This is a genomic window from Paenibacillus terrae, from assembly GCF_000943545.1.
GTDB lineage: Bacteria > Bacillota > Bacilli > Paenibacillales > Paenibacillaceae > Paenibacillus > Paenibacillus terrae_A.
Genome location: NZ_JTHP01000018.1, coordinates 66,392 through 90,852, shown reverse-complemented (window position 1 = coordinate 90,852; position 24,461 = coordinate 66,392). Strand labels below are relative to the sequence as shown.

Below are 24,461 nucleotides of genomic sequence, written 5' to 3'. Positions count from 1 at the left end.
CTTTGTTGTTTTTATATGCTACCCAACACAAATTGCGAGTGGTTTACCTTAACAAGAGTGGGCTCGATGGCGGGTAGTAGCGAAGCGAAGGATTTGAATCTGGAGAAGCGTAAGCGTTCGCCTTTGCAACGGGATTTTCACATCTGAATAACTTATAAAATAAGAAAATCCGGTTGCAACAGCGATCGTAAGATCAAATCATTCGCGGAGCGACCTTCTCCCCGCCCCCATCTTTTAAAGTAAATTAAGGCGCAAATATAAGATCAATGACGTGCTGCCAGGTTTTCCATTCAAATACGCCTGCCAGCCCTTGCTTGCCTACGATCACATATCCTGCAATCAAACCACCCAACAGCGAGAATAGAAATAACAACGGGATTACGAAATAACGGGCGGTACGCCAGCGAGACTTCGCCTTTTCAGGCACCGGAGGGGAATTGGGTTGTTCTTCTTTCATTACCAAATCCCTATGCCCTCAGATTGTTAGCCAGGTTCAGCATTGTATCGCTAGAAGTCAGCGCCCGTGCCGCCAATTGATACATTCGCTGAACTTGCATCATGTCCGTCATTTCACCCGCTAAATCCACATTAGACTGTTCCAAATAGCCGGAACGTACAGATACGTCCGCTGGAACAGCGCCCGCTACACCTGCTGCACCAAATACATTCGCTTCTGTCACACCATATGCTAACACGAACAGGTTATCGTCCCGCTGTTCCAATCCTTCTGGACGTTGCACATCCATCAGCTTGATCCGCTGACCAACTATTGGATTTCCCGTTCCGTCTGGGCGAATGAGCAATTCACCGTCCGGGTTAATCGCTACCTTGGATCCAGACGGAGCAGTTACAGGAACATCATTGTTATCCAGCACTTGATAGCCTTCAGAGGTTGTCAGCAACATCGTTTTGCCGTCATTCGGATCTGGAACAAAATGAAAGCTGCCGTCACGCGTCCAAGCCTTCTGTCCATTTCCCTGAACTTCGAACATGGCATTGCCTTGGATCGCCAGATCGGTAGGAAGCCCCGTCTCTTTAAGCGGTCCCTGCTCCATATTTTTCATAGCCGAGGCTATTTTCACACCGTAGCCCAAATTGTAGCCGAGCGGCATAGCCCGTCCATTTTGGAGATACGTCGAAGGCTGCTGCTGCACATTGGCCAGCACATCTTCAAAAGAACCCTGTTTACTCTTATAACCAACCGTATTGATATTGGCGATATTATCGGCAATCAAATCCAAGCGCTGCTGCACACTGGCCATAGATACCATTGCGCCGATCATGGAGTTGTTCATCACTTACCCCCTGTTATACACGACCTACTTCATTAACGGCCTTGTCCAAGCTTTTATCATAAAATTGAATGACCTTCTGATTCGCTTCATACGCTCTTAACGCAGCCATCATATCCACCATCGACTGCGAAGCGTTCACATTGGATACTTCCAGATAGCCTTGACGGACAGATACCACATCATTTGCAGTCATCGTTCTGGCCGTAGCACCGTCTGTATCATTCAGGCGAAAATTCCCATTACCTTCACGAACGAGTTGGTATGGACGGTCAATGACACTGATTCCGAGCGTCGTTCCCAACGTCTGATTGGAGTCTTTGTCCACCAATTCGCCTCGCTCATTTACTTTAAGCGCTGAAACAGCCCCCGTCAATTGAATCGGGTTTCCATTCGTATCCAGCACTGCTGAACCAGTCGACGAGAGCAATGCTCCCGTTCCATTTACCTGAAAATGCCCATCACGTGTATAGCGTACATTACCATTATTGTCCCGAACCGTAAAAAACGCTTCCGGACGATAGGTGACTTCACCGTTAGCATTGATGAATTTCCCCGCCTGATCAAAAGCCATAGGCCGACCGGTTGCCGGGTCGTTCACGTTAATATTGGACTGTATCGCGAAATCCGTAGCTTGTCCGCTGTCCTTCAATGCCCCCTGAATGTAAGGGGAGAGGCTTTCCTCAGCAAAAACGCCAGTATTGAGCTTGCCGACCGTACGGTCCGGATTATCCGGATTGCCTCCAGTCATCGAAATAAGCATTTCCGGAAAAGAACGCTGAACACTGTTTTCCTGCTTGTATCCAGTCGTGTTCATATTGGCAATATTTTGCGTCACGGTGTCATGGCGTCGTTGTTGTGTTGTCATTCCGGCGGCCGCAGTATATAAACCTCTCAACATGTATCGTGCACCCCAATCCTGTACTCTCCTGATCAAACATCTGCTCGTACGGAGGCATGGAAGCCAAAACCTAGATAGCCTCCCTGACCGCACACGAGTCTCTTATATTCACTATCGGCAGATTAGAACTTTTTCTTAACGACATGATCCAAATTATCCAGCATAATTCCTGTGCCCTTGACGACACAATGCATCGGATCTTCAGCAACCAGCACCGGAACACGCAGTTCCTCGGCAAGCAGCTCGTCCAATCCGCTCAGCAACGCGCCGCCGCCTGTCAAAATAACACCCCGGTCAATAATGTCGGCTGACAGTTCAGGTGGGGTCTGCTCCAATACAAACTTGGCCGCAGCAACAATCGCTGACACAGGATCTCTGAGCGCATCCTGCACTTCAGCCGCAGAAATACTTAACGTTTTAGGCAACCCGGATACCATATCTCGTCCCCGGATGTCCATCTCTGCCTGTCGTCCGCTCGGATGCACGGTGCCGATGGCGATTTTAATATCTTCCGCTGTGCGTTCCCCGATCAAAAGCTTGTACTTTGTTTTCACATATTTCATGATGGCGGAATCAAACTTGTCTCCTGCCATTTTAATGGAAGAAGCCGTTACTACATCCCCCATAGAGAGAACCGCAACGTCTGTTGTTCCACCACCAATATCCACAACCATGTTGCCACTAGGCTCAAAAATATCCATTCCTGCCCCGATGGCAGCTGCTTTTGGCTCTTCCTCCAAAAATACTTCTTTAGCCCCGCTACGCTCCGCCGCTTCACGAATCGCTTTTTGTTCCACTGAGGTAATGTTCGTCGGCGCACAGATCAGAATACGAGGGTGGCTGTACCAGCTTTTTCCCCCTACACGATTGATAAAATATTTTAGCATGGCTTCAGTCACTTCAAAATCGGCGATGACACCGTCGCGCAGTGGACGGATGGCTATGATATTACCGGGAGTACGTCCAACCATACGGCGTGCTTCCTCTCCGACAGCCAGAACTCTTTTTGTATCGCTTTCTATTGCAACAACGGAAGGTTCGTCAAGAACAACCCCCTTCCCTTTGACGTGGATAAGCACGTTGGCCGTACCGAGGTCGATACCGATATCATTACTGAACATATTAAAAAGGCCCCCAAAGTGATATTTTAAAAAGCTGAGATTCGACAAGAAGCGGCAAATATATGTATAAACCTACGGTTACATGTCATTTTTCGATCTTGTACCATCTTTTAACATATCATACTTCAGGGGGTTGATTCAATGGCTTTGCCAGCCAATTCACTATATATTTTTAAGACTTGCCTGAAACAAGGATCTCCCTTCTTTTTCCGCTCGTTTTTTTGTACTTGATTTTCGTCGCTTCCCCTCCCCGCAGATGACGAATGGATTTATGGTATTCGAGAATGTGCTTCACCTGATCTGCAAGGTCCGGGTTGATTTCAGGCAGCCGTTCGGTCAGATCTTTATGCACCGTGCTCTTGGAGACACCAAATTCCTTGGCAATCGTACGGACCGTATTCCTTGTTTCCACGATACAGCGACCGATTTTGATGGTCCGTTCCTTGATGTAATCGTGCACGCTCCCGCCTCCCCACTGTGGATAGTTTGGTACATTATATGAGGAGTATGCCTATATATTCGCGGTATGGCGGGAAGACATGCTTCGGAAGGCCTATTTATTTGGCAAAAGCAACTGATGTTTACCCAATGAACTACAAAAGCACAAGAAAAAGCGAGGGATGATGATCCCCCGCTTTGCATGAAAAGCTATTACCAAATTTATTTTTTAGGAAGCAGACCGGTTGGATTCACTGGCTTGGCATCCTGATACACTTCAAAATGCAGATGTGTTTTCAAATCCTTTTCAAGTTCATTACGACCCGCCGAAGCGATGACATCGTTCTGTTTTACTTGATCGCCTTCTTTTACTTTCAGATCGTTCAAGCTTTGGTAAACGGTTCTGAGATTGTTATCATGCGTAATTTCCACAACATTGCCTGCCAGCGGGTGTTGTTCCACACGGGTCACCTTACCACTGAGCGCGGCTCTCACTTCGAATGTTTGGTCATCGGCGCGAGAAAGATCAATGCCAGTGTTGGCGGTAAAGGTTTTATCGTACTCTACCATCGCAGCCGCCTGTTCGTCAGCTGTCGCGTTTTCGTCAAAGAATGGCTTTACGACCTGTACTGCGGCAGCATCCGCCACCGGCCATGCGAGATTTTCCGACTGGGCAACGACTTCCATACTTTCAGGCTGTTGTCCGGTGACATCGGTATTGACCGTTGATGTATTCTGTACCGATGAATTAGCTGGGTCAGGTTTGAAAGACTTCTGGCTGGCATCCTGATAGACCCACACTAAAGTTAGTATAATGGCTGCTGCGGCAATGTAGGCTGCCGGGTATGCCCACCTTTTGGACAACAGCTTTTTCCACGAAGACGGCCGTGAAGCCCTACCACCCTGAAAGGTTTTGGGTGTTTCTTCATGATTTTGGTTCTGGTTTTTATTTTGTTCACTCATTTGCTCATCACCTCAGTAACCAGTGTTACCGGGTGCAACTCTTTTATACTTCAAAGTTTTGAAAAATTTACTAACTTAGAATACGAGAGGCTTGGGCAAAGGAAACGCCCGTGTAATAGTGAAGGAGAATTTGAGTGGCGGTATGTCCTTCCTTGGCCATTCCGTTAGCTCCCCATTGGCTCATACCGACACCATGTCCGTAGCCGTAGGTTGTAATGGCGATCCGATCTCCTTCGGCCTTCCACGTAAATTCAGCAGAACGCAGCCCCAGCTTGTTTCGGATTTCCGGTCCTGTAAAAATAGTGCCTCCTACCTCGATCTGCTTGATCCGATGCCCCTTTGTCTTGGAAAGTACCCGAATTTCCGGTATACTCCCTCCTCCAGTAGAAGCGGCTATCGGCGTACGGCTCAATCCCAATCTATCAAGCACATTCTGACGGCTCAGCGTGATGGTTTCTGCATAACGGGGCGCAAGCTGCTTGTCCCATGGACTTGACACACTCCGTAAATAAGGCACAGCCTTGGCCCATACATCCTCTGAATTTTCAGTATAACCGTTACTGGTAGAAAAAAAGGAAGCGGTAATCGGTTTACCCTCATATACCATGATCGTATCCTTGGTGTCGCGTACAGCCTGCCGGATTTTGGCCAGTTCTGCGGATTTGCCAGCATGCCCCCACTCTCTATTAAGTTTGGCTTTGGAAATGTAGGCCTGGTGCTTAACCGTATCGGTCACATCCGCCCCCGCCGGAGCGCCGCTGGTGTCATCAGCCAGCAAACGCCGAGCAATGAAGGTACGCGCGGCAATGGCCTGCGCCTTCAGCGCCTCGCCTTCGAAGCTGGGCGGCATTTCGGCAGCTACTACGCCGACAATGTATTGCTCTAGCGGCAGCGTCTCCGTGCGACCGGTGGACGTGACGTACACGCGCACGTCCGGCTCTGCCGCCGCTGGTACGCTGCGCGCTGGCGCGGCGGGCACTGCAGGCATGGGTGGGATGCCCGGCAGTCGTGTAACGGGCGCCTCGCCCTTCGCAACCGCTGGCGTAGCCGTGCGGTTGCTAGGCGGCAACGTCTGCGCCGTGTGGCGAGGCCATGCCAGCAGTGTGGGCACGGCCAGCGCTAGCACCAGCAGGCCCGCCATAGCCGCGGCGGGCAGCCATGGGCGGCGGCTGCCCCAGCGCGGGACACGCCCGGCAGAAGGCCGCAGGTGCGGCAGCAGCGCGGGCGGCAGGCTGCCGCGGGTCGTAGCTGCCCCAGAGACGGGCGGCGACGCGGGGATAGAGCGCTGCGCGGGAGTGACCGCCGCCGCCGTACGCCGGGCGTTGAAGGTCACTCTGTCAGGAGCTGACGCGCCCGGCGGAACGATCTGCTGTGGCACAGGACGCCCTGCCTGTACAACAGCTATAGAGCCGTGACTGTCTCCCTCAGGTGAAGCCCGGCGATGTTCCTTGGAATGATGAATCGGTATACGAATACGAACCTGTGAATCTTTCATAAGCTGAAACCTCCATCAAAGGGCTTGAGTCCGGCTGGAAGCAGTGATATGCTTCAGCAGATATTTTCAATCATATGAGGTCGTCCACTTTGATAGAACCATTTTAAGAGAACTGAAAGAATGAAAAAGACAGGCTGAAAACATAAAAAAACCAAGCCCTTTATGGACTTGGTTTCTCACTTATTCGTAAATGTTAGCGCATATAGCCGCATGAGGCTATATGCGCTAACATTTAGGCCAGGGAAGGCTGAATCTTAAACAGATTCCCTGATGCCGGTTCTGGTATGACGCGCTCAGCACTGGAGACATCCAGCTTGGGCTCTTCTACCGTTACTCTGTAAATGTCCGCGCCTAACCCGGTCAGCTTCTCAGCTAGATGAACATAACCACGGTCGATGTGATGTACGCCGGATACCTCCGTTGTACCTTCCGCAATCAGTCCAGTCAGAATCAAAGCAGCACCTGCACGCAGATCTGTCGAGGTCACTTTTGCACCTGTCAATTTAGCATTGCCGGTTACAATTGCGGAACGGCCTTCAACTTTAATCTCCGCATTCATCAGATGGAATTCATCCACATGCATAAAACGATTTTCAAACACGGTTTCCGTGATAATGCTGGTGCCTTCAGCGGCAAGTTGAAGTGCCATCATCTGGGACTGCATATCCGTAGGGAAACCAGGATAAGGCAACGTTTTAACATCAACGGCCTTTAACGGTTTATCCGAAATCACGCGAATTCCATTTTCATCCGGTTGAATGATTACACCCATTTCTTCCATCTTGGAGATAACCGGTCCCAAATGGTCCGATATCGCGCCTTCTACATATACGTTCCCGCCTGTGATCGCAGCAGCAACCATGTAAGTACCTGCTTCTACCCGGTCGGGAATGACCGTATGCTTCACACCGTGCAGCTTTTCAACGCCTTCAATGCGAATAACGCCTGTACCTGCACCGCGCACCTTGGCACCCATACCGTTCAGGAAATTCGCAAGATCGACGATCTCAGGTTCCTTCGCAGCATTTTCAATGGTGGTAATGCCCTCCGCAAGAGTAGCGGCCATCATAATATTTTCGGTCGCACCTACGCTGGCTACATCCAAATAAACTTTTGCTCCACGCAGACGCCCGTTAATTTTAGCTTCAATAAACCCTTGGCCCAGACTAATCTCGGCACCCAATGCTTCAAAACCCTTCAAATGCTGATCAATCGGTCGCGTACCAATTGCACATCCGCCTGGAAGCGAAATTCTTGTGTGTCCCAAACGTGTAAGCAACGGCCCCATAACCAAAAACGATGCGCGCATTTTCCTAACCCACTCGTAAGGGGCTTCACAGGAAATTATCTTCCGTGCGTCAACACGAATGACCTCGTCTTGGTATGTAACGCCTGCTCCTAAGGACTCCAGCACTTTGTTAATGGTCATCACATCGTCTAGAGGAGGTGCATCAATGATAACACTTTCTCCTTCTTCTCCTAAAAGAGATGCGGCGATGATCGGCAGAACTGAGTTTTTGGCTCCGCTGACTTTGACACTCCCGGTCAATCTGTTGCCACCGCGGACGATAAATTTGCTCATCTATGGTTCCCTCCGCGCGTCATTTCCCTTTTCCATCATGGAAAAAAAGAACATATTCCGCTATTTTCATGCCTTGCTTTTTCATTACATAAAAAAACAAGATTTTACTAATACACTAACTGCCATCATAACACTGATTAAATCAAGTATACAAGCGTTTTTTAAACATGACGACTATTGTGTTTCCAGCCTGTCGGGCCAGCTATACACGTATAGTTCTTTTGTTTACCATTCTTAACAATATGACGCGATGTTATTCGACAATTCCCGCAGATACAGGGCCATAAAGTCATATAACCCGCCCACTTCATATTAAAACACATTCTAAAGCATCTGGCTCCATGAGATATAGCTTAAAAGAAAGCCGGACACCAGCTGTCCCAACATAATGGCAAGAAACAAGTGCAGCAATCTGCCCTGTGGTCCCTTAGGATGCCTGATGAATAAATCCAGCTTTAAGCTCTGTAAAGCCCACCAAGCTAGCGCTATACAAATGAGCGACACGATCATGGAGACCAGCGCGGTCATACTCGCCGATTGACTTAACTGTTCAGCCAATTGCTGCTTCCCGTTCATCCGTAATCCCTCCCATCTGCGTCACAGACTTCTTTATAATACTCGGCGAACGCCTAATATGCCAGTGCTATTTCTACTTTCAGGACAATTATTTCGACAAAATACGAACATTTCCTTCTGTTTCGTGAATTTAAAAGGTACTATGTACCTAGCTATTAAGCAAGAAATGGGACTGTATTTTTGGAAATCATATCAAAAAAGGGCTCGATCACAGTGATCGAAGGAAGGAAAAGTCTACCTCATCTTCTTCTGCCGGAACATCATTTGGCAGAAACTATGAAGCGGTCTCCTTGTCATCCCATCCGTATACCATGCCGAACCCTTTTACAATCCAGTTAAAAACCCAATGTTAATTCTTATTGGTTCTGATGCTCGTTGCATTCAGACGATTAAGTGCCCGTTGCAGGGCTACCTCCGCCCGATGATGGTCTACTTTCTCCTGTTTACTCTGGAGCCGCAGCTCTGCCCGCTCCCTTGCCGCACGGGCACGCTCCACATCAATATTCTCGGAACGCTCCGCACTTTCAGCCAAAATGACCACTTTATCCTTGCGGACTTCGACAAAGCCCCCATTGACCGCAATCACTTCTGTCTGACCGCCAGTTTTAATACGTACCGGCGCAATCTTCAAGGGAGTGACCAAGGGAAGGTGTCCGGGTAAAATCCCGAGATCGCCTTCCAAGCCGCGAACACTGATGCTGTTTACCTGTTCTGCAAAGACCAGGCGCTCTGGCGTCACAATCTCCAACAAATATGTGCTCACTTGAATCCCTCCTGAAAGCTGCCCGCAGACAGCTCACTTCGTAAGGCTCGGCTATTCTTCGCCTGTATGCTACAGCGTTTTGGCTTTTTCTACCGCTTCCTCGATGGCCCCTACAAAAAGGAAGGCCGCTTCTGGAAGATGATCATACTTGCCTTCCAGAATTTCTTTGAAGCTTCGTACAGTTTCTTTAACCGGTACATATTTACCCGGAAAGCCGTTGAACGTTTCGGCAACGTGGAAAGGTTGGGACAGGAAACGCTGGATTTTGCGCGCACGGGCTACCAGCATTTTGTCTTCTTCACTCAGCTCATCCATACCCAGGATGGCAATGATATCCTGAAGCTCGTTATAGCGGGCCAAAATTTGTTTTACACCTTGTGCTACATTGTAGTGCTCTTCACCTACAACTTCTGGAGCCAAAATCCGGGAGCTTGATGCTAGTGGATCAACCGCCGGGTAAATACCCATTTCGGAAATTTTACGCTCCAGGTTTGTCGTTGCATCCAAGTGGGCAAACGTTGTAGCAGGAGCCGGGTCAGTGTAGTCATCCGCAGGCACATAGATGGCCTGAATGGAAGTAACAGAACCCTTTTTAGTAGAAGTAATCCGTTCTTGCAATTGACCCATCTCAGTTGCCAGCGTAGGCTGGTAACCTACTGCCGAAGGCATACGTCCCAAGAGGGCAGAAACCTCGGAACCCGCTTGGGTAAAGCGGAAGATGTTATCAATAAAGAGCAACACGTCACGGCCTTCCTGATCACGGAAATACTCCGCCATCGTCAGACCCGTAAGGGCAACACGCAAGCGCGCGCCTGGAGGCTCGTTCATTTGTCCGAACACCATCGCTGTTTTGTTGATAACGCCGGAATCTCTCATTTCATGGTACAAGTCATTTCCTTCACGTGTGCGTTCACCAACGCCTGCAAATACGGAAATACCACCATGTTCCTGAGCGATATTGTTAATCAATTCCTGGATGGTTACGGTCTTACCTACACCAGCACCACCAAACAATCCGACTTTACCGCCTTTGGCGTAAGGAGCCAGCAGGTCGATAACTTTAATGCCGGTTTCGAGCATTTCTGCTTGAGTTGTCAATTCATCGAAGGCAGGAGCCTGACGGTGAATCGGATTTCTAGCTGTTTCACTCAAATCAGTACCATTATCAATTGGCGTTCCAAGTACGTTAAATACGCGTCCTAGAGTTGCTTCACCGACAGGTACCGAAATAGGTGCTCCCTGATCGATTGCTTCAACTCCACGAACCAGACCATCTGTGGAAGACATGGCAATACAACGCACACGGTTGTCACCAAGGTGTTTCGATGCTTCGAGCGTCAGGTCAACTTTGACTCCGTTCTCAAGCACAGTCCCAATATGAATGGCATTCAGGATTTCCGGAAGCTGTCCGCGTTCAAACTCAACGTCGACAACCGGACCCATGATGCTCACTACGCGTCCTTTGTTCATCTTTTGGTTTCCCTCCTACAAGCTTGCACAGCCGCAAATCCGAACTACACGATTTGTTTTGCGCCCGCAAATTATCATATTAGTATAGGACCAGCTATACAGCAGTCCGCAAAAAAAGCCCATTAAGACTGGGCACTTGCCCCTGCCACGATTTCCGTAATTTCCTGGGTAATAGCCGCTTGACGAGCACGGTTATAGGTCAGCGACAGCTCACCAATCAGCTTCGTAGCATTTTTAGTGGCAGATCCCATTGCTGTCATTTTTGCTCCCAGCTCACTCGCCTTACCGTTCAGCAAAGCACCATAGATGAGTGTTTCCGCGTATCGCGGCAACAGCACTTCCAGCACTCCTTCCGGTGACGGCTCATACTCATAGTTAATCGAGGATGCAGCAGCAGCGGAATCCGGCGTCGCCATAGGCAACAGACGGTCAACGGTTGGAATCTGAGTCAATGCATTAACAAAGCGGTTATAGCATAGATACAGCTCATCAAATTCTTTGAGCTCAAAACCCTGCACAGCTTTGTTGGCAATCGTCTTGATATCTGCAAAAGCAGGTGTATCCGACAGATCTGTTACCGACTCGGCAATAGGAAACTCGCGGCGTCTGAAATAGTCCCGTCCTTTTCGTCCAATAATGAAAATAGTAAATTCATCCTGTGAACGGTGACGTTCCGCAATTGTCTGTGTAACCTGCCGCAAAATGTTGGCATTATAACCACCAGCCAGACCACGATCAGATGTAATGATGAGATATGCCGTCTTTTTGACCGGACGCGATTCCAGCATCGGGTGCTTAACGTTGTTTGACCCCGCAGCAATACTGGTCACAACTTCCCTAAGCTTTTCCGAATAAGGACGAGCCGCCTCAGCCTTCTCCTGAGCTTTTCTAAGCTTGGATGCAGCTACCATCTCCATCGCTTTCGTAATCTGCTTCGTACTCTGCACACTTTTGATCTGACGTTTAATCTCGCGCATACCTTTTGCCATGATTTCACCACCTTAAAGCTTTGACAAAGTCAAAGCTAACTTCGTAAGCAATCCCTTAGCTTTGACAAAGTCAAAGCTAACTTCGTAAACCGGTTCTGGATATCCGGCTGTCCATGATGAAGGACAGTCCAGCCGGACTAATCATAAAGGGCCTGTTATTGAGGATAAAACATGCCAAGGAAGCCACAGCCCGGAGGGCACGCTTCCTTAGGACACTTCTCGTCATAAACTGGCAAATTCCAATGTATTAAACCGACGTGGCAAATGATTTTTTGAATTTCTCGATAGCTGCTTTGAGAGCCGCATCGTTATCAGGTACCAAGTCTTTTGTATCACGAATAGATTGAAGAATATCTTGATGATCAGACTCCATATAAGAAAGGAAGTCTTTCTCAAAACGTTTCACATCTGCTACAGGAATATCATCCAGGAAGCCTTTTACCGCAGTGTACAAGCTCACAACCTGTTGCTCTACAGCCAGCGGCTGGTTAACACCCTGTTTCAAAATCTCCATCATACGCGCGCCGCGATCCAGACGAGCTTTGGTGGACTTGTCCAAATCAGAACCGAATTGGGAGAACGCTTGAAGCTCACGATATTGGGCGAGATCCAGACGCAGGGAACCTGCAACCTTTTTCATCGCTTTGATCTGAGCCGAACCACCTACACGCGATACAGAAATACCTACGTTAATCGCCGGACGTTGTCCTGCATAGAACAAGTCAGCTTCGAGGAAGATTTGTCCGTCTGTGATGGAAATAACGTTCGTTGGAATATAGGCAGATACGTCGGAAGCCTGTGTTTCGATGAATGGCAACGCAGTTAGCGATCCGCCGCCTAACTCGTCATTCAGCTTCGCTGCACGTTCCAGCAAGCGGGAATGCAGATAGAAAACGTCACCTGGGTATGCCTCACGGCCCGGTGGACGACGCAGCAATAGGGAAAGTTCCCGGTAAGCTGACGCTTGTTTGGTCAAGTCATCGTATACAACCAATACGTGCTCGCCTTTGTACATAAAGTACTCACCCATAGCGCAGCCAGAGTAAGGTGCGATATAGAGCAATGGTGATGGGTCGGAAGCTGCTGCTGTAACGACAATCGTATATTCCAAAGCACCATGACGACGCAAGGTTTCAACGACTTGAGCTACTGTAGATTGCTTTTGGCCGATGGCAACATAAATACATTTCATGCCGCTTCCTTTTTGATTCAAAATCGCGTCAATCGCAATAGAGGTTTTACCTGTTTGACGGTCACCGATGATCAGCTCGCGTTGACCGCGACCAATCGGAACCATCGCATCAATAGCTTTAATCCCCGTCTGCATTGGCTCATGTACCGATTTACGGGCCATAACGCCTGGAGCCTGGCTTTCTACCGGACGGAATTCCGTTGTAGCAATCGGGCCTTTACCGTCTACTGGTTGTCCCAGCGGATTAACAACACGTCCGATCAATGCTTCCCCTACAGGAACCTGCATGATCTGACCTGTACGTTTCACTTGGCCGCCTTCACGGATATCGGAGAATTGACCGAGAATAACAACACCGACATTGCTTTCTTCCACGTTGAGCGCCAAGCCCAAAACGCCGTTTTCGAATTCAACCAATTCACCGGACATGACTTTTTCCAGTCCGTAGACGCGGGCAATACCGTCGCCGACTTCAACAACAGTGCCGACTTCAACGACCTCGATATCATTTTTATATTGTTCAATCTGACTTTTAATCAATGAACTGATTTCTTCAGGTTTGATACTCAAGTGTGTTCACCCCTATCTTCTATACTCGTCTGTTAAAGGATTTCTCGAGACGATCCAGCTTGCCGGCCAGACTGCCGTCGTACAGTGTATCGCCGATAACCACTTTCAATCCGCCCAGCAGACTCGGGTCCACTATGTTTTCCACACGGATTGTTTTATGTTCACGGGCTCCGAATTGCTCGGCTACCGCTGTTTTTTCCTGCTCACTGAGCGCATAAGTGGAATACACCTTTGCATGGGCAAGTCCCAGCTTGTACTCCTGAATATCAAGGTATCCAGCGAGAAGAGATTCGAACAAATCTGCTCTGCTGCGCTGGATCAACAGCTTAATCGTGTTGATCAGTGGGGCAGACAGCTTGCTCTCAAAACTGTTAGCCAGAACCTGAAGCTTGACCGCTTCCGTAATGTTAGGAGAGTTGATGAACTTACGGATTTCAGCATCCCCGGAGACAGCTTCTACAAAAGCACGCAGCTCTTGCTCGGTCTCCATAATGGTTTGCTCTTGCTCCGCCACTTCAAACAAAGCTTTCGCATACCGTTTGGCAACTACCGTATCCCGGCTCATGCTTTGCCTCCTACCTCTTTAAGGTACTGGTCGACAAGCTCTCCCTGGACTTGGTCTTCCTTGATTTCTTTTTGAATCAGCTTGGAAGCGATTTGTACTGAAGCCCGGCCCACTTCGCTGCGCAGCTCGGCAACTGCCTTATTGCGCTCGCTTGTGATCTCACGAACAGCTTCGTCTTTCAGGCGGACAGCTTCGTCCTTGGCCTGAACAATAATTTGCTCCGCCTGCTTGCTACCTGTTTGTTTCGACTGCTCAATAATATCGTAGGCTTCTTTACGTGCCTGTTGGAGAGCCTGCTTTTGCTCCTCAACATAGGCAGTAGCCTGTTCACGCGTCTGTGCCGCTTCATTCATTTGCTTCAAAACAAGCTCTCGCCGCTTCTCCATAATTGAAAAGAGGGGGCCAAATGCATAACGGGTCAGCAACCAGTACAAAATCAAAAATGCAATTATAGTAAAAACGATACTTGTCCAATTTAAACTCAATTGAAGTCACTCCTTTCCGGTGAACGTCAGTCCTGGATCTTTCATTCTTCAAACGAACAAAGAAGGCGCGGATGGCTGTGCCTTCCCCGCCAAACCTTGCTTCCATTCAATTAAGCTGCTGCGTAGAAAATGAATGCCAGAACGACACCGATGATTGGCAGTGCTTCGACCAGACCTACACCGATAAACATGACAGTTTGCAATGAAGCTTTTGCTTCTGGCTGACGAGCGATACCTTCAACTGTTTTACTTACGATCAGACCGTTACCAATACCTGCGCCGAGCGCACCCAAACCTACTGCGATAGCTGCTGCTATTAATGCCCAAGCTCCCATTTTAAAAATCCTCCTTAGAGATGTGTATTTGTGTTGTACATGTATTTGCAGTTAAGAGCGAAGCGCACTCCTGAACTTAACTAAAAACCGGAAACTGAAATGACCTAATGCTCTTCTTCATGCGTATCGATTACCTGTGAAATATACACGAACGTCAAAATGGTAAAGACGAACGCCTGAATACTGCCGACAAAGATACTGAATCCTTGCCATACAACCAGCCCCAATACGGAGGCAATCCACCCTCCAACACCAATTGCTGTCAATTTCAGCAGCACACTAATCAAAACCTCGCCGGCAAAGATATTACCGAATAGACGCATACCATGTGTCAAAAGTTTCGAGAACTGCTCAATCAGGTTAATTGGCAAAAAGAAAGGGAATGGCTGAATGTAATGCTTGAAATAGGCTTTGGTGTTACGGAAGATTCCCAGGAAATGAACCAGCACAAAGATCATCAATGCCAGACCAATGGACACTCCTGCATCTGCGGTAGGTGATTTCCACCAGCTGACACCCACGTGGGCAGGTTCGCCCGGATGAGCCGCCTGTGCTTGTTCTAATGCTTCCTTGACTGGAATGATTTGGTGTCCAAATACTTGGGCACTTTGCGTATTATCGAAATCGGTCACAATACCGAATGGTAAGCCCAGCATATTTCCGACAAAAATGAACATGATCAGCGTCATCCCCAAGGAGAGGAAAGGCTTCCCTTTTTTCAAATCCATCGTGCTGGTAATCAGTCCTTGAACGAACTCAACGACCCATTCCATAAAGTTTTGCAGCTTGCTTGGATTGTCCACAGACAAATTGCGCGTTGCAGCAAAAGCCAGTCCAAACACAATCGCGCAAGTTACAAAAAGCATAATAATGACGGACAAGTCAATGTTAAACCCGCCCAATTCGATAATCGGTGATTCATGCAACATGTTTTCTCACCCCTTTCTCAGTTGAGCCATCATTTTTCCTGTAGCGCGAATATGATGCCTATAATTAAAAGAAGAAACTGTCCAGTTACCAGGCTTGCCATTACAGCGATCTCATGGAAATAGGCCGGAAATTCTATCGCCAGCACTACCGCCAAAATAGAGGTCGCTACACGAACTCCAAAGCCGATGCCCACCCTTTTCTTCTTGCCTTCACCGGCGGCCGCACTCGCAACCTGTCGAATTTTGTAGGCCATATACAGCACATTAAGACAGCTTACTCCCGTTCCCAGAATGATTCCGTGAGCAATGTCACGATGTTGGGGCATGAAGGCGGAGACCAGGAAACACAGAGCCATAATACAAAGCGCTACGATCCATAACATTTTTTGCATTCGGGTCATCTCACTCATGGTTATCCCTCAATACCTTTCCGATCACAAGGGCAATACTCAATGCGCCTACAACCAAGCCTGCGAGAACGCTTACGCCAATCCAAATTCCGGAACCACCAAGTTTAGCGTCTAGCCACTTTCCGGCATAAAAACCACCCAGTGTGCACACGGCTAAATCAATGCCGATAGCGCTCACCAGTCCAATTGCCTTGAAGGCATTTCCGGTGTTATTTCGGTTGTTGTTTTGCTTGGAAGGTTTGACCACTTTTCCATGTCACCCCTGCAATTCCAGTCCATTTTACTTAAATATAAGATGCTTTGTCAATTGAGATATTTTAGCGCCCTAAAGTATAAAATCAGTCGACAAAGCATCTTAAAATGCCGTATCCCTTGGTAACCGTACAGTTTAACTGTATGCTTACCCTGTAAGGATGATTATGTGGTGCGGACACCTTTTGTGAACATTGTGTGAAATTCTTCAGGACGTTCGGATTGAACACCATAATGATGCAAAATAGCATTGACAATTCTTGCCGAAGCTCGTCCATCGCCATAAGGATTTGCTGCCTGACTCATAGACTCATATAATGCAGAATCCGTCAAAAGAGCCTTGGTCCGATTATAGACGTTCTCTTCACTCGTACCCACCAGCTCCAGTGTGCCAGCTTCAATTCCTTCCGGTCTTTCAGTCGTATCACGCAGTACCAGTACAGGCACGCCGAATGAAGGTGCTTCCTCCTGAAGACCGCCAGAATCGGTAAGAATGAGATGAGTGTGCGGATAAAAATTGTGTAAATCCACCACATCCAGCGGATCAATCAGCTTAATACGCGGATGGTTGCCTAAAATCTCAAATGCAGGCTCCTTCACAGCCGGACTCGGATGAACCGGATACACGATAGCGATATCCTCAAACTCGTCCGCGATCCGTTTGACCGCACTAAAAATTTGGCGATGTGGCTCCCCTTGGGACTCCCGACGGTGTGCCGTCATCAGAATCAGACGTTTGCCTTTAGCCCATTCCAGCACCGGATGCTCGTAATCCTGGCGAACCGTATACTGAAATACGTCAGTCACGGTATTGCCTGTTACATATATTCGCGATTCAGGTTTATTTTCCTTCCGCAAATTCCCAGCCGATAAAGATGTAGGAGAAAAATGAAGATCAGACAGCACTCCTGTCAGTTGACGGTTCATTTCCTCAGGGTACGGAGAAAGCTTGTTCCACGTCCGCAAGCCCGCTTCCACATGCCCTACTTCGATCTGTTGCATAAAGGCCGCATAGCTGGCCAGGAAAGTCGTCAGCGTATCCCCGTGAACGAGCACGATATCAGGCTTTGCCTCACGTAACACAGGTTCCAATCCTTGAAGTACACGAATGGAAATTTCATTAAGCGTCTGACGATCCTTCATCACATCCAGATCATAGTCAGGGTGAATATTAAATACTTCCAGAACCTGATCGAGCATTTGGCGATGTTGAGCCGTTACGCATACTACAGACTCGATATGCTCGGGGTGACGTTGAAGCTCCAAAATAAGAGGAGCCATCTTAATCGCTTCCGGACGCACGCCAAAAATAGTCATCACTTTGATTTTGGACATTTTCTGTTGAACCCCTTTTCAAAATGAACGCCCGACTCCAAGATCGTTCTCCTATGAAAAACGACTTGTCCGTAACGCCCATATATTATGCCGAACCAGAGGCCGTTTACTTGGTTCCGTACAGACGGTCTCCCGCATCACCAAGACCCGGAATAATGTAGCCGTGATCATCCAGACGCTCGTCCAGTGCAGCAACATAAATATCTACATCGGGGTGGGCATCCTGAACAGCCTTGACTCCCTCGGGAGCGGCAATCAAATTCATCATTTTAATTTGGGTGCAGCCTCTCTTTTTCAACACATCAATAGCCGCGATCGCTGAGCCGCCTGTTGCAAGCATCGGATCAATCACGATCAATTCACGCTCAGTCACGTCTGTAGGCAGCTTCGTATAGTATTCCACAGGCTGCAATGTCTCGGGATCACGGAACAGTCCCACATGCCCTACCTTTGCTGCCGGCAGCAGTTTGACAACGCCATCCAGCATGCCCAAGCCTGCACGCAAGATTGGAATGAGACCCAACATGCGACCGGAAATAACCTTGCCTTCTGTCTCAGCAACCGGTGTCTGTACCGTAATGCTCTCCAGCGGGATATCCCGCGTAATTTCATAAGCCATCAATGTTGCTACTTCATCCACCAGTTCGCGGAAATCCTTGGTGTTGGTCCGCACATCGCGGATAAATGTAAGTTTGTGTTGGATCAAAGGGTGATCACAAACCACCAGTTTTGCCATGATATATTCCCTCCGGTATTATCGTCACGTTCTTTCGCACCAGAATATCGAACATCCTGTATGGAAAGGATCTATGTAACCTATTTGTACAAACCAAATAAGCACAGATGCAATGCGTGCCTGTAAATCCTGTTTATTATAACATTCCCTTGATTGATTTAACACCTGCCACCGCAACCTTTTGTCAAGAGGAAGATATGACAGGTAAAATGCATACTTCGCCCACTTCAAGAGTGACTTTTGTCATACAAAAAGTGCATAAAAAAGGCTCTGATGGCACTTGACCGTCAAAGCCTTTTAAATTTTGTACTTCCTGCCTAACCTACAGGCTTTGTGTCCTAAAACAGCAGCAGTCTTTTATCTGTACTTCAAATTGTCCCATGCCCCCCTGAAATTGCTGGAGCATTTCATCCTTCGTAATGACTCCCGCAATATAGGCCTGCATGCTACTTTCAGATCCTGATTCAGTCCCTTAGGGAAACGTTGAAAGTTCCAACTCCATATCTTGTCGCTGTTTTATTTTATTCCAGGCATTCGCGTAGTTCTCAAAATGGAAGGTCATCGGCCACGAAGCGGAATGAGCCAAAATGTCGCTTGTTTTTCCCATTACATTTCGACCTCCTTTTTCTTCGTCAGACGCACCTGGATGCTCGTAATGATTGCAATGATAACAAAGAAAATAATGACTTTGGCAGTACCCAATCCAAGACGGTTATTTGTAAACGCTTCATTATATATGTCCAAACGCAACGGACTCCGTCGACTTGAAGGGTCCACCCTTTGTCAGAGCCAAATTCAACTCAAATACTTTAAAGGACCAGGATATCTCCAGAAACAGGCAGAATCGCTAGAAATCAAAAAAAGACTGTTCCCCCTCCGGCTTACGGAAGAAAAACAGCCTTATCAGTCACATCATATGTGTAGTCATGGTCACCCCCCCAGATGCCAAAGCTGGCAACCTGAGGCTAAGGGGGAGCATGAACAAGCCGATTGATTAGTATTGAATACTTGGGTAGATCGGGAATTTGTCTGTCAGTTCGCCAACAGCTTGGCTGGCTTTAGACAATACCGTATCATCCTTCGGATTTTTAAGAGTTTCGGCAATGATTTTACCAATTTTGACCATAGCCTCTTCATCCATACCACGGGACGTTGCAGCAGGTGTACCAATGCGGATTCCGCTGGTAACGAACGGACTGGTCGGGTCGAAAGGAATCGCGTTTTTGTTCACTGTAATGCCCACGGAATCCAGCACATGCTCCGCTTCTTTTCCAGTGATGTTCAAGCTACGCGTGTCCAGCAGCATCAGGTGATTATCCGTACCGCCGGATACAATGTTAATGCCTTCAGCCAGTAATGTCTCAGCCAGCACCTGAGCGTTGCGAACTACGTTTTGCGCATAGGTTTTGAAGGAAGGCTGGAGTGCTTCACCCAAGGCAACGGCTTTGGATGCGATCACATGCATCAACGGCCCCCCTTGAGTACCTGGGAAAATAGCTTTATCAATCGCTTGCGCCCACGCTTTGCGAGTCAAAATCAGACCTCCACGCGGACCACGCAGCGTTTTGTGTGTCGTTGTTGTTACAAATTGAGCATGCGGAACCGGGCTTGGATGAATACCTGCTGCCACAAGACCCGCGATATGTGCCATATCGACCATGAACAGAGCGCCCACATCGTTGGCAATGGAAGCGAAGGCTTCAAAATCAATGGTGCGCGGATATGCGCTCGCGCCGGCTACAATCAGACGAGGGCGATGCTTGAAGGCTGCCTTGCGCACTTCATCATAGTCGATGCGGAAGTTGTCTTCACGTACACCGTAAGCGGCAAAGTTATACAACAAGCCGGAGGCGTTAACCGGGCTTCCGTGTGTAAGATGGCCGCCGTGCGCCAGGTTCATACCCAGTACGGTATCTCCAGGTTTAAGAGCTGCCAGATATACCGCCATGTTCGCTTGCGCTCCAGAGTGAGCTTGTACGTTAGCATGCTCTGCACCGAACAGTTCTTTGGCACGGTCGCGTGCAATGTCCTCAACGATATCTACATGCTCACAGCCACCGTAATAGCGTTTACCCGGATAGCCTTCAGCATATTTATTTGTCAGTACAGAGCCCATTGCTTCCATTACCGCTTCGCTGACGATATTTTCGGATGCGATCAGTTCGATATTGTGGCGTTGTCGTTTTAGTTCAAGTCCCATTGCTTCCAGCACTGCCGGGTCACTTTTACGCAGATGTTCCATCATGATTGATTACTCCCTCTCCATGGTCAATTGTCAGGTATACAGGCAAGCGCCTGCTCCTCTGTTGGGTACCTCATCATCAATACAAAAAAGATACAAACATGCTGTCCAAACCAAAATGCAAATGCTAGTCGCAGCTTCCGCCGCCTTCTTGCTCCAGACTGTACACCGCTCGTTGTCCGCCAATGAGCGGTGGACGAGTGAACGCCGCCGTCACACGCGCTTCGCCAATCCAGCGAAGGCCTGGACGAAACGGAACAGCAACCGGTCGCAAATGCATACCGATCAGCGTCTCACCAATGTCTATCCCCGCATGCGCCTGTACATTCGCCGCCAGACATGCATCTTCCAGCGCACGATAGGCAACGGTAGCCATAGATCCGCCTGCTGTACGAACGGGAACGGCGGCAACCTCCGTCAGTCCCAGCCGCTCCAGCACGGCTCGCTCAACGACCAGCGCACGGTTCAAATGCTCGCAGCATTGAAACGCTACATCAAAACCGTACGCCCTGCGAACAGATTCCACTCCAGCCAGCAATTGCTGCGCTACATCGAGCGCTCCCGCCGTGCCAATCCCGCTTCCAGCCACTTCACTGGTGCTTACCCCGATAACCAGCAAACGACCAGCCTTGAGACTGGCTGCTTCTGCTATTTCCTTCACGACAGAAGCGGTCTGTGCTTCAAGCGTAACCTCATGATCCAATTGTCCTGCCATTGGAACCTCCTTTGGTTGAACAGCCCCACAGAGACTGGGCACGGGCTTATGCCCCATGTTCAACACACTCTCTCCTGAATCACAATCTGACTATATTATAGCCGATGAATCGGATTTCGAGCAGGAAAAATGGAAGAACCACCTTAAAAAGGACCCTCTCACGGTTCGAATACTTGAAGTAACAGCACACGGAAGAATCATTGTCATTTGTCTGGACAGAAGGCCATCGGAGGCCGGACCTAGCTCATATACGAAAAAAGAGCAGTCCACAGCCAATGTGGATTTGCTCTTTTGCCCAGGCGACCGGCCGTATATCCGATGCTCCATCGTGGTTAATCCCACTTTTGTCGCCAGTTACACCGGATTCTTGTTTTTCCACCTTATCTTAACGGATTAACCGCCGAAAATCAACAGATCCCGTACAAAATAGATGAGTGATACAAACTTTATTCGGACAAAGCCTTTAGCTTGTCCACCAGCTTGTGCAGCGCTGTTCTGATTTCCGCAGCCGTGACATCGTAATCTTCACGCGACCCGCCGAACGGATCGGAAATATCAAAGCCCGGAATACGTTGACGCAGTTCAATCATCCGCTCACGCTCCCGTGCCGAAAGCTCCTGACCTAATGATCCCATCAGTTGTTGCGAAGCGTACAGACCATCCAGCTCCTGTACATCATTCAGCACTGAATCCCGGTCCTCCACATATTCCTTGAGCGTAAACACTTTGCCCACCGTTTGGGGAAAGCGCTGAATGACGTGCTGCTTATGCCCTTGGGTCAAGGTTAAAATCAGATGTGCCCACTCGGCAAGCCCACCGTTCAAAGGAGTTGAGGTGATTTGATCCGAGATATTGTGGTCACGTAGCACTGCCTCTGCATGTCGGGAAATGGGCGTACCTTCCATCGCGGCTACTCCCGCCGAGCGCACTTCCAACCCTAGCCCGTGCTCAGCAGACAGCTTGCGCAACATCCCTTCAGCCATTGGACTGCGACAGGTGTTCCCTGTGCATACGAATAAGATATGTTTCAACGTCTTCACCCCCCGTATATTGAAATAATATATAATTAAAACATAAACATAAAGCCAAACGCCAGTAAAATAGCACCGCCCACCGCTTCTCCATAGTCTCCAAGATTGCGGCTGACCTTGCGGCCTAACAGCAGTCCCAGCATCGCCATCGCTCCCCCGCAAAAACCAAACGTCAGAACGGTCAGCACCAAATCACTCTGGAACATGCCCAGTGATACCCCAGCAGAAAAGGAGTCGACGCTCACCCCAAGCGAAAATAGTAAAAGGCCCAGGGGCGAACGATGGTCCAGCACCTGTACCCCGTCACCTTTGAAGGAATTATACACCATATGCCCGCCCAAAAGGATAAGCAATCCCCCTGCAAAATAGGTCGTCACATGACCCAGTAAAGAACTCATATAATGGCCTGTGAACATACCCAGCAATGGCATCAGTATGTGAAAAAAGCCAATGACCGTGCTGATCCGCAGCACGTCCCGCAGGCGTATCCCCTTCATGCCGATCCCCACGCCTAACGATAACGCATCCATCCCCAGCGCTACAGCCATGACCAGAATCGTTACAATCTGCCCGGCATGGGCAGAGGCTGCCAGCATACTCCATCCCCCCAATATCCGTCTGCTCTTGTACACGTTATGCGGACAAGAGGCAAAACAGTACAAGCATACGGTTTACCGTGCTTGTACCAGGAAGGAGAGGGGCCAACTATGCTGAAAAGGTCAATCCATGCAAACGTGGGGACTGCATGTATAGGAAATGTTTGGGAAATGTTTGGATAGTGTCCGCGTCGTCCTAGAGACGGACGACCCGATGGCCTGCTGCTTTGAGCAGGCGGTTCATAACGGCGTCTCCCAGCCCTTTCGGCGGACAAGCTTCCGCCAAGATGTAGGTGACGCCTTCCTCGTCGCAGCGGCGCAGCACGCCGTACAGGCGCTGCGCTGCCTCATGGAGTGCGTCCAGCTTGCCCAGCGTGTAAACGCGCTCTCCGGCATAGCCGGCGGCATGCTCGTCGAACGCGAGCACCGCCGTGCGCTCCCCCCGCGCGGACGCCTCCGCCAGCGCGGCGCGAATCCAGCCCGTCACCTCAGCGGATGACGGGCCTTGCACTACGCTCAAGCGGCCTCGCGGCGCGTAGTGCGTGTACTTCATGCCCGGCGAACGCGGTGCCGGGCTATCGGCGTCCTCGCCAGGCGAAGCGGCGACCAACGCCGGGTCCAGCTCGACGGCGCGAGCGACCGCAGCGAGCTGCTCGGCCGTCACGCCGCCGGGGCGCAGGATGATGACGGTTCCGTCGTCACTGGCCTGCACCACCGTGGACTCCAGCCCCACACCCGTGGGGCCACCGTCCAAAATGCCGCCGATGCGGCCCTCCAGGTCCTCACGCACATGGTGTGCAAGGGTCGGACTGGGCCTGCCCGAGCGATTGGCGCTTGGCGCAGCCAGCGGACAGCCCGCTTCCGCGATCAGGCGCAGCGCTACCGGATGATCTGGCATGCGCACGCCGACTGTGTCCAGCCCCGCCGTCACACGGGGCGACAGTGCTTGCGGAATTACGGGCAGCACCAGCGTCAGCGGTCCCGGCCAGAACGCATCCATCAGCGCCCGCGCCGTATCATTTACTTTCGTTACCATACCATCCAACTGGGCAGGGTCGGAAATATGCACGATCAGCGGATTATCGGAAGGACGCCCTTTGGCGGCGAATACCGATTCTACCGCTTCCGTGCTACGCGCATCCGCGCCCAAGCCGTACACCGTCTCGGTAGGGAACGCTACCGTCTCTCCTGCTTGCAGCAGCACGGCGGCCTCACGAATGCCTTTTTCCGCCGCAATACAGGCTTGTCCGGATAACATTTCAGCAGAGAATTCCCCTTCAACCACCAAGCCTCTTACGTCCCACCATTTCGTATGGGAATTCGCCAACGGCGGCTTTAGCCCATGAAGCCCCTGTTCGTCCAGTACCGATTCACATTTTTCCTTTTGCGCAGACTCTCCGCACAAACCTTGTATTTGATTCAATTTATCGCTCATATCAGATCATCCCATACGTTATTGTCATACAGTCCTGGTTCAG

The 24,461-nt window shown here is 49.5% G+C and carries 27 protein-coding genes, 1 pseudogene and 1 riboswitch; all 28 genes and pseudogenes read right to left on the bottom strand.

Annotation, left to right across the window (positions count from 1 at the left end; all coding sequences use genetic code 11):
- Positions 1–244: 244 nt before the first annotated feature.
- The 28 genes and pseudogenes from QD47_RS11385 to QD47_RS11260 all read right to left on the bottom strand — a co-directional run bounded on the left by QD47_RS11385 (position 245) and on the right by QD47_RS11260 (position 24,418).
- Positions 245–457, bottom strand: coding sequence for a DNA-directed RNA polymerase subunit beta (locus tag QD47_RS11385; RefSeq protein WP_044646234.1), 213 nt, complete (start codon positions 455–457; stop codon positions 245–247).
- A gap of 10 nt (positions 458–467) precedes the next feature.
- Entirely contained in the window at positions 468–1,295 is an 828-nt protein-coding gene (locus QD47_RS11380) for a flagellar hook-basal body protein (protein WP_044646233.1), read from the bottom strand.
- A 13-nt stretch (positions 1,296–1,308) separates the two neighbouring features.
- Entirely contained in the window at positions 1,309–2,193 is an 885-nt protein-coding gene (locus QD47_RS11375; RefSeq protein WP_044646232.1) for a flagellar hook-basal body protein, read from the bottom strand.
- A gap of 122 nt (positions 2,194–2,315) precedes the next feature.
- Entirely contained in the window at positions 2,316–3,314 is a 999-nt protein-coding gene (mreB, locus tag QD47_RS11370; RefSeq protein ID WP_044646231.1) for a rod shape-determining protein, read from the bottom strand.
- 172 nt (positions 3,315–3,486) lie between these two features.
- Positions 3,487–3,774 carry a sporulation transcriptional regulator SpoIIID gene (spoIIID, locus tag QD47_RS11365; RefSeq protein ID WP_007432737.1) on the bottom strand — a complete coding sequence of 96 codons (288 nt, stop codon included), beginning with the start codon at positions 3,772–3,774 and terminating at the stop codon, positions 3,487–3,489.
- Positions 3,775–3,974: 200 nt separating this feature from the next.
- A complete protein-coding gene (locus QD47_RS11360; protein ID WP_044646230.1) occupies positions 3,975–4,715 on the bottom strand; it encodes a M23 family metallopeptidase in 741 nt (246 codons plus the stop codon).
- Positions 4,716–4,785: 70 nt separating this feature from the next.
- Positions 4,786–6,210, bottom strand: a complete 1,425-nt coding sequence (gene spoIID, locus QD47_RS11355) for a stage II sporulation protein D (RefSeq protein ID WP_044646229.1) — start codon at positions 6,208–6,210, stop codon at positions 4,786–4,788.
- 232 nt (positions 6,211–6,442) lie between these two features.
- Complete coding sequence (gene murA / locus QD47_RS11350; RefSeq protein ID WP_044646228.1) at positions 6,443–7,792, bottom strand: UDP-N-acetylglucosamine 1-carboxyvinyltransferase; 1,350 nt, start codon at positions 7,790–7,792, stop codon at positions 6,443–6,445.
- A 324-nt stretch (positions 7,793–8,116) separates the two neighbouring features.
- Positions 8,117–8,368: a DUF1146 family protein gene (locus tag QD47_RS11345; protein ID WP_044646227.1), complete on the bottom strand. Its 252-nt coding sequence runs from the start codon at positions 8,366–8,368 to the stop codon at positions 8,117–8,119.
- A gap of 349 nt (positions 8,369–8,717) precedes the next feature.
- On the bottom strand, positions 8,718–9,131 hold the full coding sequence (locus QD47_RS11340) for a F0F1 ATP synthase subunit epsilon (RefSeq protein ID WP_044646226.1): 414 nt from the start codon (positions 9,129–9,131) through the stop codon (positions 8,718–8,720).
- A gap of 69 nt (positions 9,132–9,200) precedes the next feature.
- A complete protein-coding gene (gene atpD, locus QD47_RS11335; protein ID WP_044646225.1) occupies positions 9,201–10,601 on the bottom strand; it encodes a F0F1 ATP synthase subunit beta in 1,401 nt (466 codons plus the stop codon).
- 122 nt (positions 10,602–10,723) lie between these two features.
- Positions 10,724–11,590, bottom strand: coding sequence for an ATP synthase F1 subunit gamma (gene atpG / locus QD47_RS11330; RefSeq protein ID WP_044646224.1), 867 nt, complete (start codon positions 11,588–11,590; stop codon positions 10,724–10,726).
- A 247-nt stretch (positions 11,591–11,837) separates the two neighbouring features.
- A complete protein-coding gene (gene atpA / locus QD47_RS11325; RefSeq protein ID WP_025683774.1) occupies positions 11,838–13,352 on the bottom strand; it encodes a F0F1 ATP synthase subunit alpha in 1,515 nt (504 codons plus the stop codon).
- A gap of 19 nt (positions 13,353–13,371) precedes the next feature.
- Positions 13,372–13,917, bottom strand: coding sequence for a F0F1 ATP synthase subunit delta (locus QD47_RS11320; protein WP_044646223.1), 546 nt, complete (start codon positions 13,915–13,917; stop codon positions 13,372–13,374).
- A complete protein-coding gene (gene atpF, locus QD47_RS11315; protein ID WP_044646222.1) occupies positions 13,914–14,402 on the bottom strand; it encodes a F0F1 ATP synthase subunit B in 489 nt (162 codons plus the stop codon). The genes QD47_RS11320 and atpF overlap by 4 nt, the downstream gene beginning before the upstream one ends.
- Positions 14,403–14,512: 110 nt before the next feature.
- Positions 14,513–14,737 (bottom strand): F0F1 ATP synthase subunit C, encoded by a 225-nt coding sequence (atpE, locus tag QD47_RS11310; protein ID WP_014278475.1) that lies wholly within the window; start codon positions 14,735–14,737, stop codon positions 14,513–14,515.
- A 104-nt stretch (positions 14,738–14,841) separates the two neighbouring features.
- Positions 14,842–15,666, bottom strand: coding sequence for a F0F1 ATP synthase subunit A (atpB, locus tag QD47_RS11305; protein WP_044646221.1), 825 nt, complete (start codon positions 15,664–15,666; stop codon positions 14,842–14,844).
- A gap of 29 nt (positions 15,667–15,695) precedes the next feature.
- Positions 15,696–16,076: an ATP synthase subunit I gene (locus QD47_RS11300; RefSeq protein WP_044646220.1), complete on the bottom strand. Its 381-nt coding sequence runs from the start codon at positions 16,074–16,076 to the stop codon at positions 15,696–15,698.
- A complete protein-coding gene (locus QD47_RS11295) occupies positions 16,069–16,323 on the bottom strand; it encodes an AtpZ/AtpI family protein (protein ID WP_025683780.1) in 255 nt (84 codons plus the stop codon). Before QD47_RS11295 ends, QD47_RS11300 begins: the two co-directional genes overlap by 8 nt.
- Positions 16,324–16,493: 170 nt before the next feature.
- On the bottom strand, positions 16,494–17,663 hold the full coding sequence (gene wecB, locus QD47_RS11290) for a non-hydrolyzing UDP-N-acetylglucosamine 2-epimerase (protein ID WP_044646219.1): 1,170 nt from the start codon (positions 17,661–17,663) through the stop codon (positions 16,494–16,496).
- A gap of 106 nt (positions 17,664–17,769) precedes the next feature.
- A complete protein-coding gene (upp, locus tag QD47_RS11285) occupies positions 17,770–18,399 on the bottom strand; it encodes a uracil phosphoribosyltransferase (RefSeq protein WP_013312332.1) in 630 nt (209 codons plus the stop codon).
- Between the two features lie 472 nt (positions 18,400–18,871).
- Entirely contained in the window at positions 18,872–19,006 is a 135-nt protein-coding gene (locus QD47_RS33725; protein WP_268794242.1) for a hypothetical protein, read from the bottom strand.
- Positions 19,006–19,240 (bottom strand): annotated as a pseudogene (locus QD47_RS30700) (sugar ABC transporter permease); the annotation flags it as partial. The pseudogene QD47_RS30700 and the gene QD47_RS33725, both read right to left, overlap by 1 nt.
- A gap of 153 nt (positions 19,241–19,393) precedes the next feature.
- The gene (locus QD47_RS11280; protein WP_044646218.1) at positions 19,394–20,644 is read right to left on the bottom strand and encodes a serine hydroxymethyltransferase; all 1,251 of its coding nucleotides are present in this window, start codon (positions 20,642–20,644) and stop codon (positions 19,394–19,396) included.
- A 124-nt stretch (positions 20,645–20,768) separates the two neighbouring features.
- Positions 20,769–21,356, bottom strand: a complete 588-nt coding sequence (locus tag QD47_RS11275; protein WP_044646217.1) for a TIGR01440 family protein — start codon at positions 21,354–21,356, stop codon at positions 20,769–20,771.
- A gap of 286 nt (positions 21,357–21,642) precedes the next feature.
- Positions 21,643–21,724, bottom strand: a riboswitch (ZMP/ZTP riboswitch).
- 78 nt (positions 21,725–21,802) lie between these two features.
- Positions 21,803–22,387, bottom strand: a complete 585-nt coding sequence (locus tag QD47_RS11270) for a low molecular weight protein arginine phosphatase (RefSeq protein WP_044646216.1) — start codon at positions 22,385–22,387, stop codon at positions 21,803–21,805.
- Positions 22,388–22,422: 35 nt separating this feature from the next.
- Complete coding sequence (locus QD47_RS11265) at positions 22,423–22,983, bottom strand: manganese efflux pump MntP (RefSeq protein ID WP_044646215.1); 561 nt, start codon at positions 22,981–22,983, stop codon at positions 22,423–22,425.
- 196 nt (positions 22,984–23,179) lie between these two features.
- A complete protein-coding gene (locus QD47_RS11260; protein WP_044646214.1) occupies positions 23,180–24,418 on the bottom strand; it encodes an L-threonylcarbamoyladenylate synthase in 1,239 nt (412 codons plus the stop codon).
- Positions 24,419–24,461: the final 43 nt, after the last annotated feature.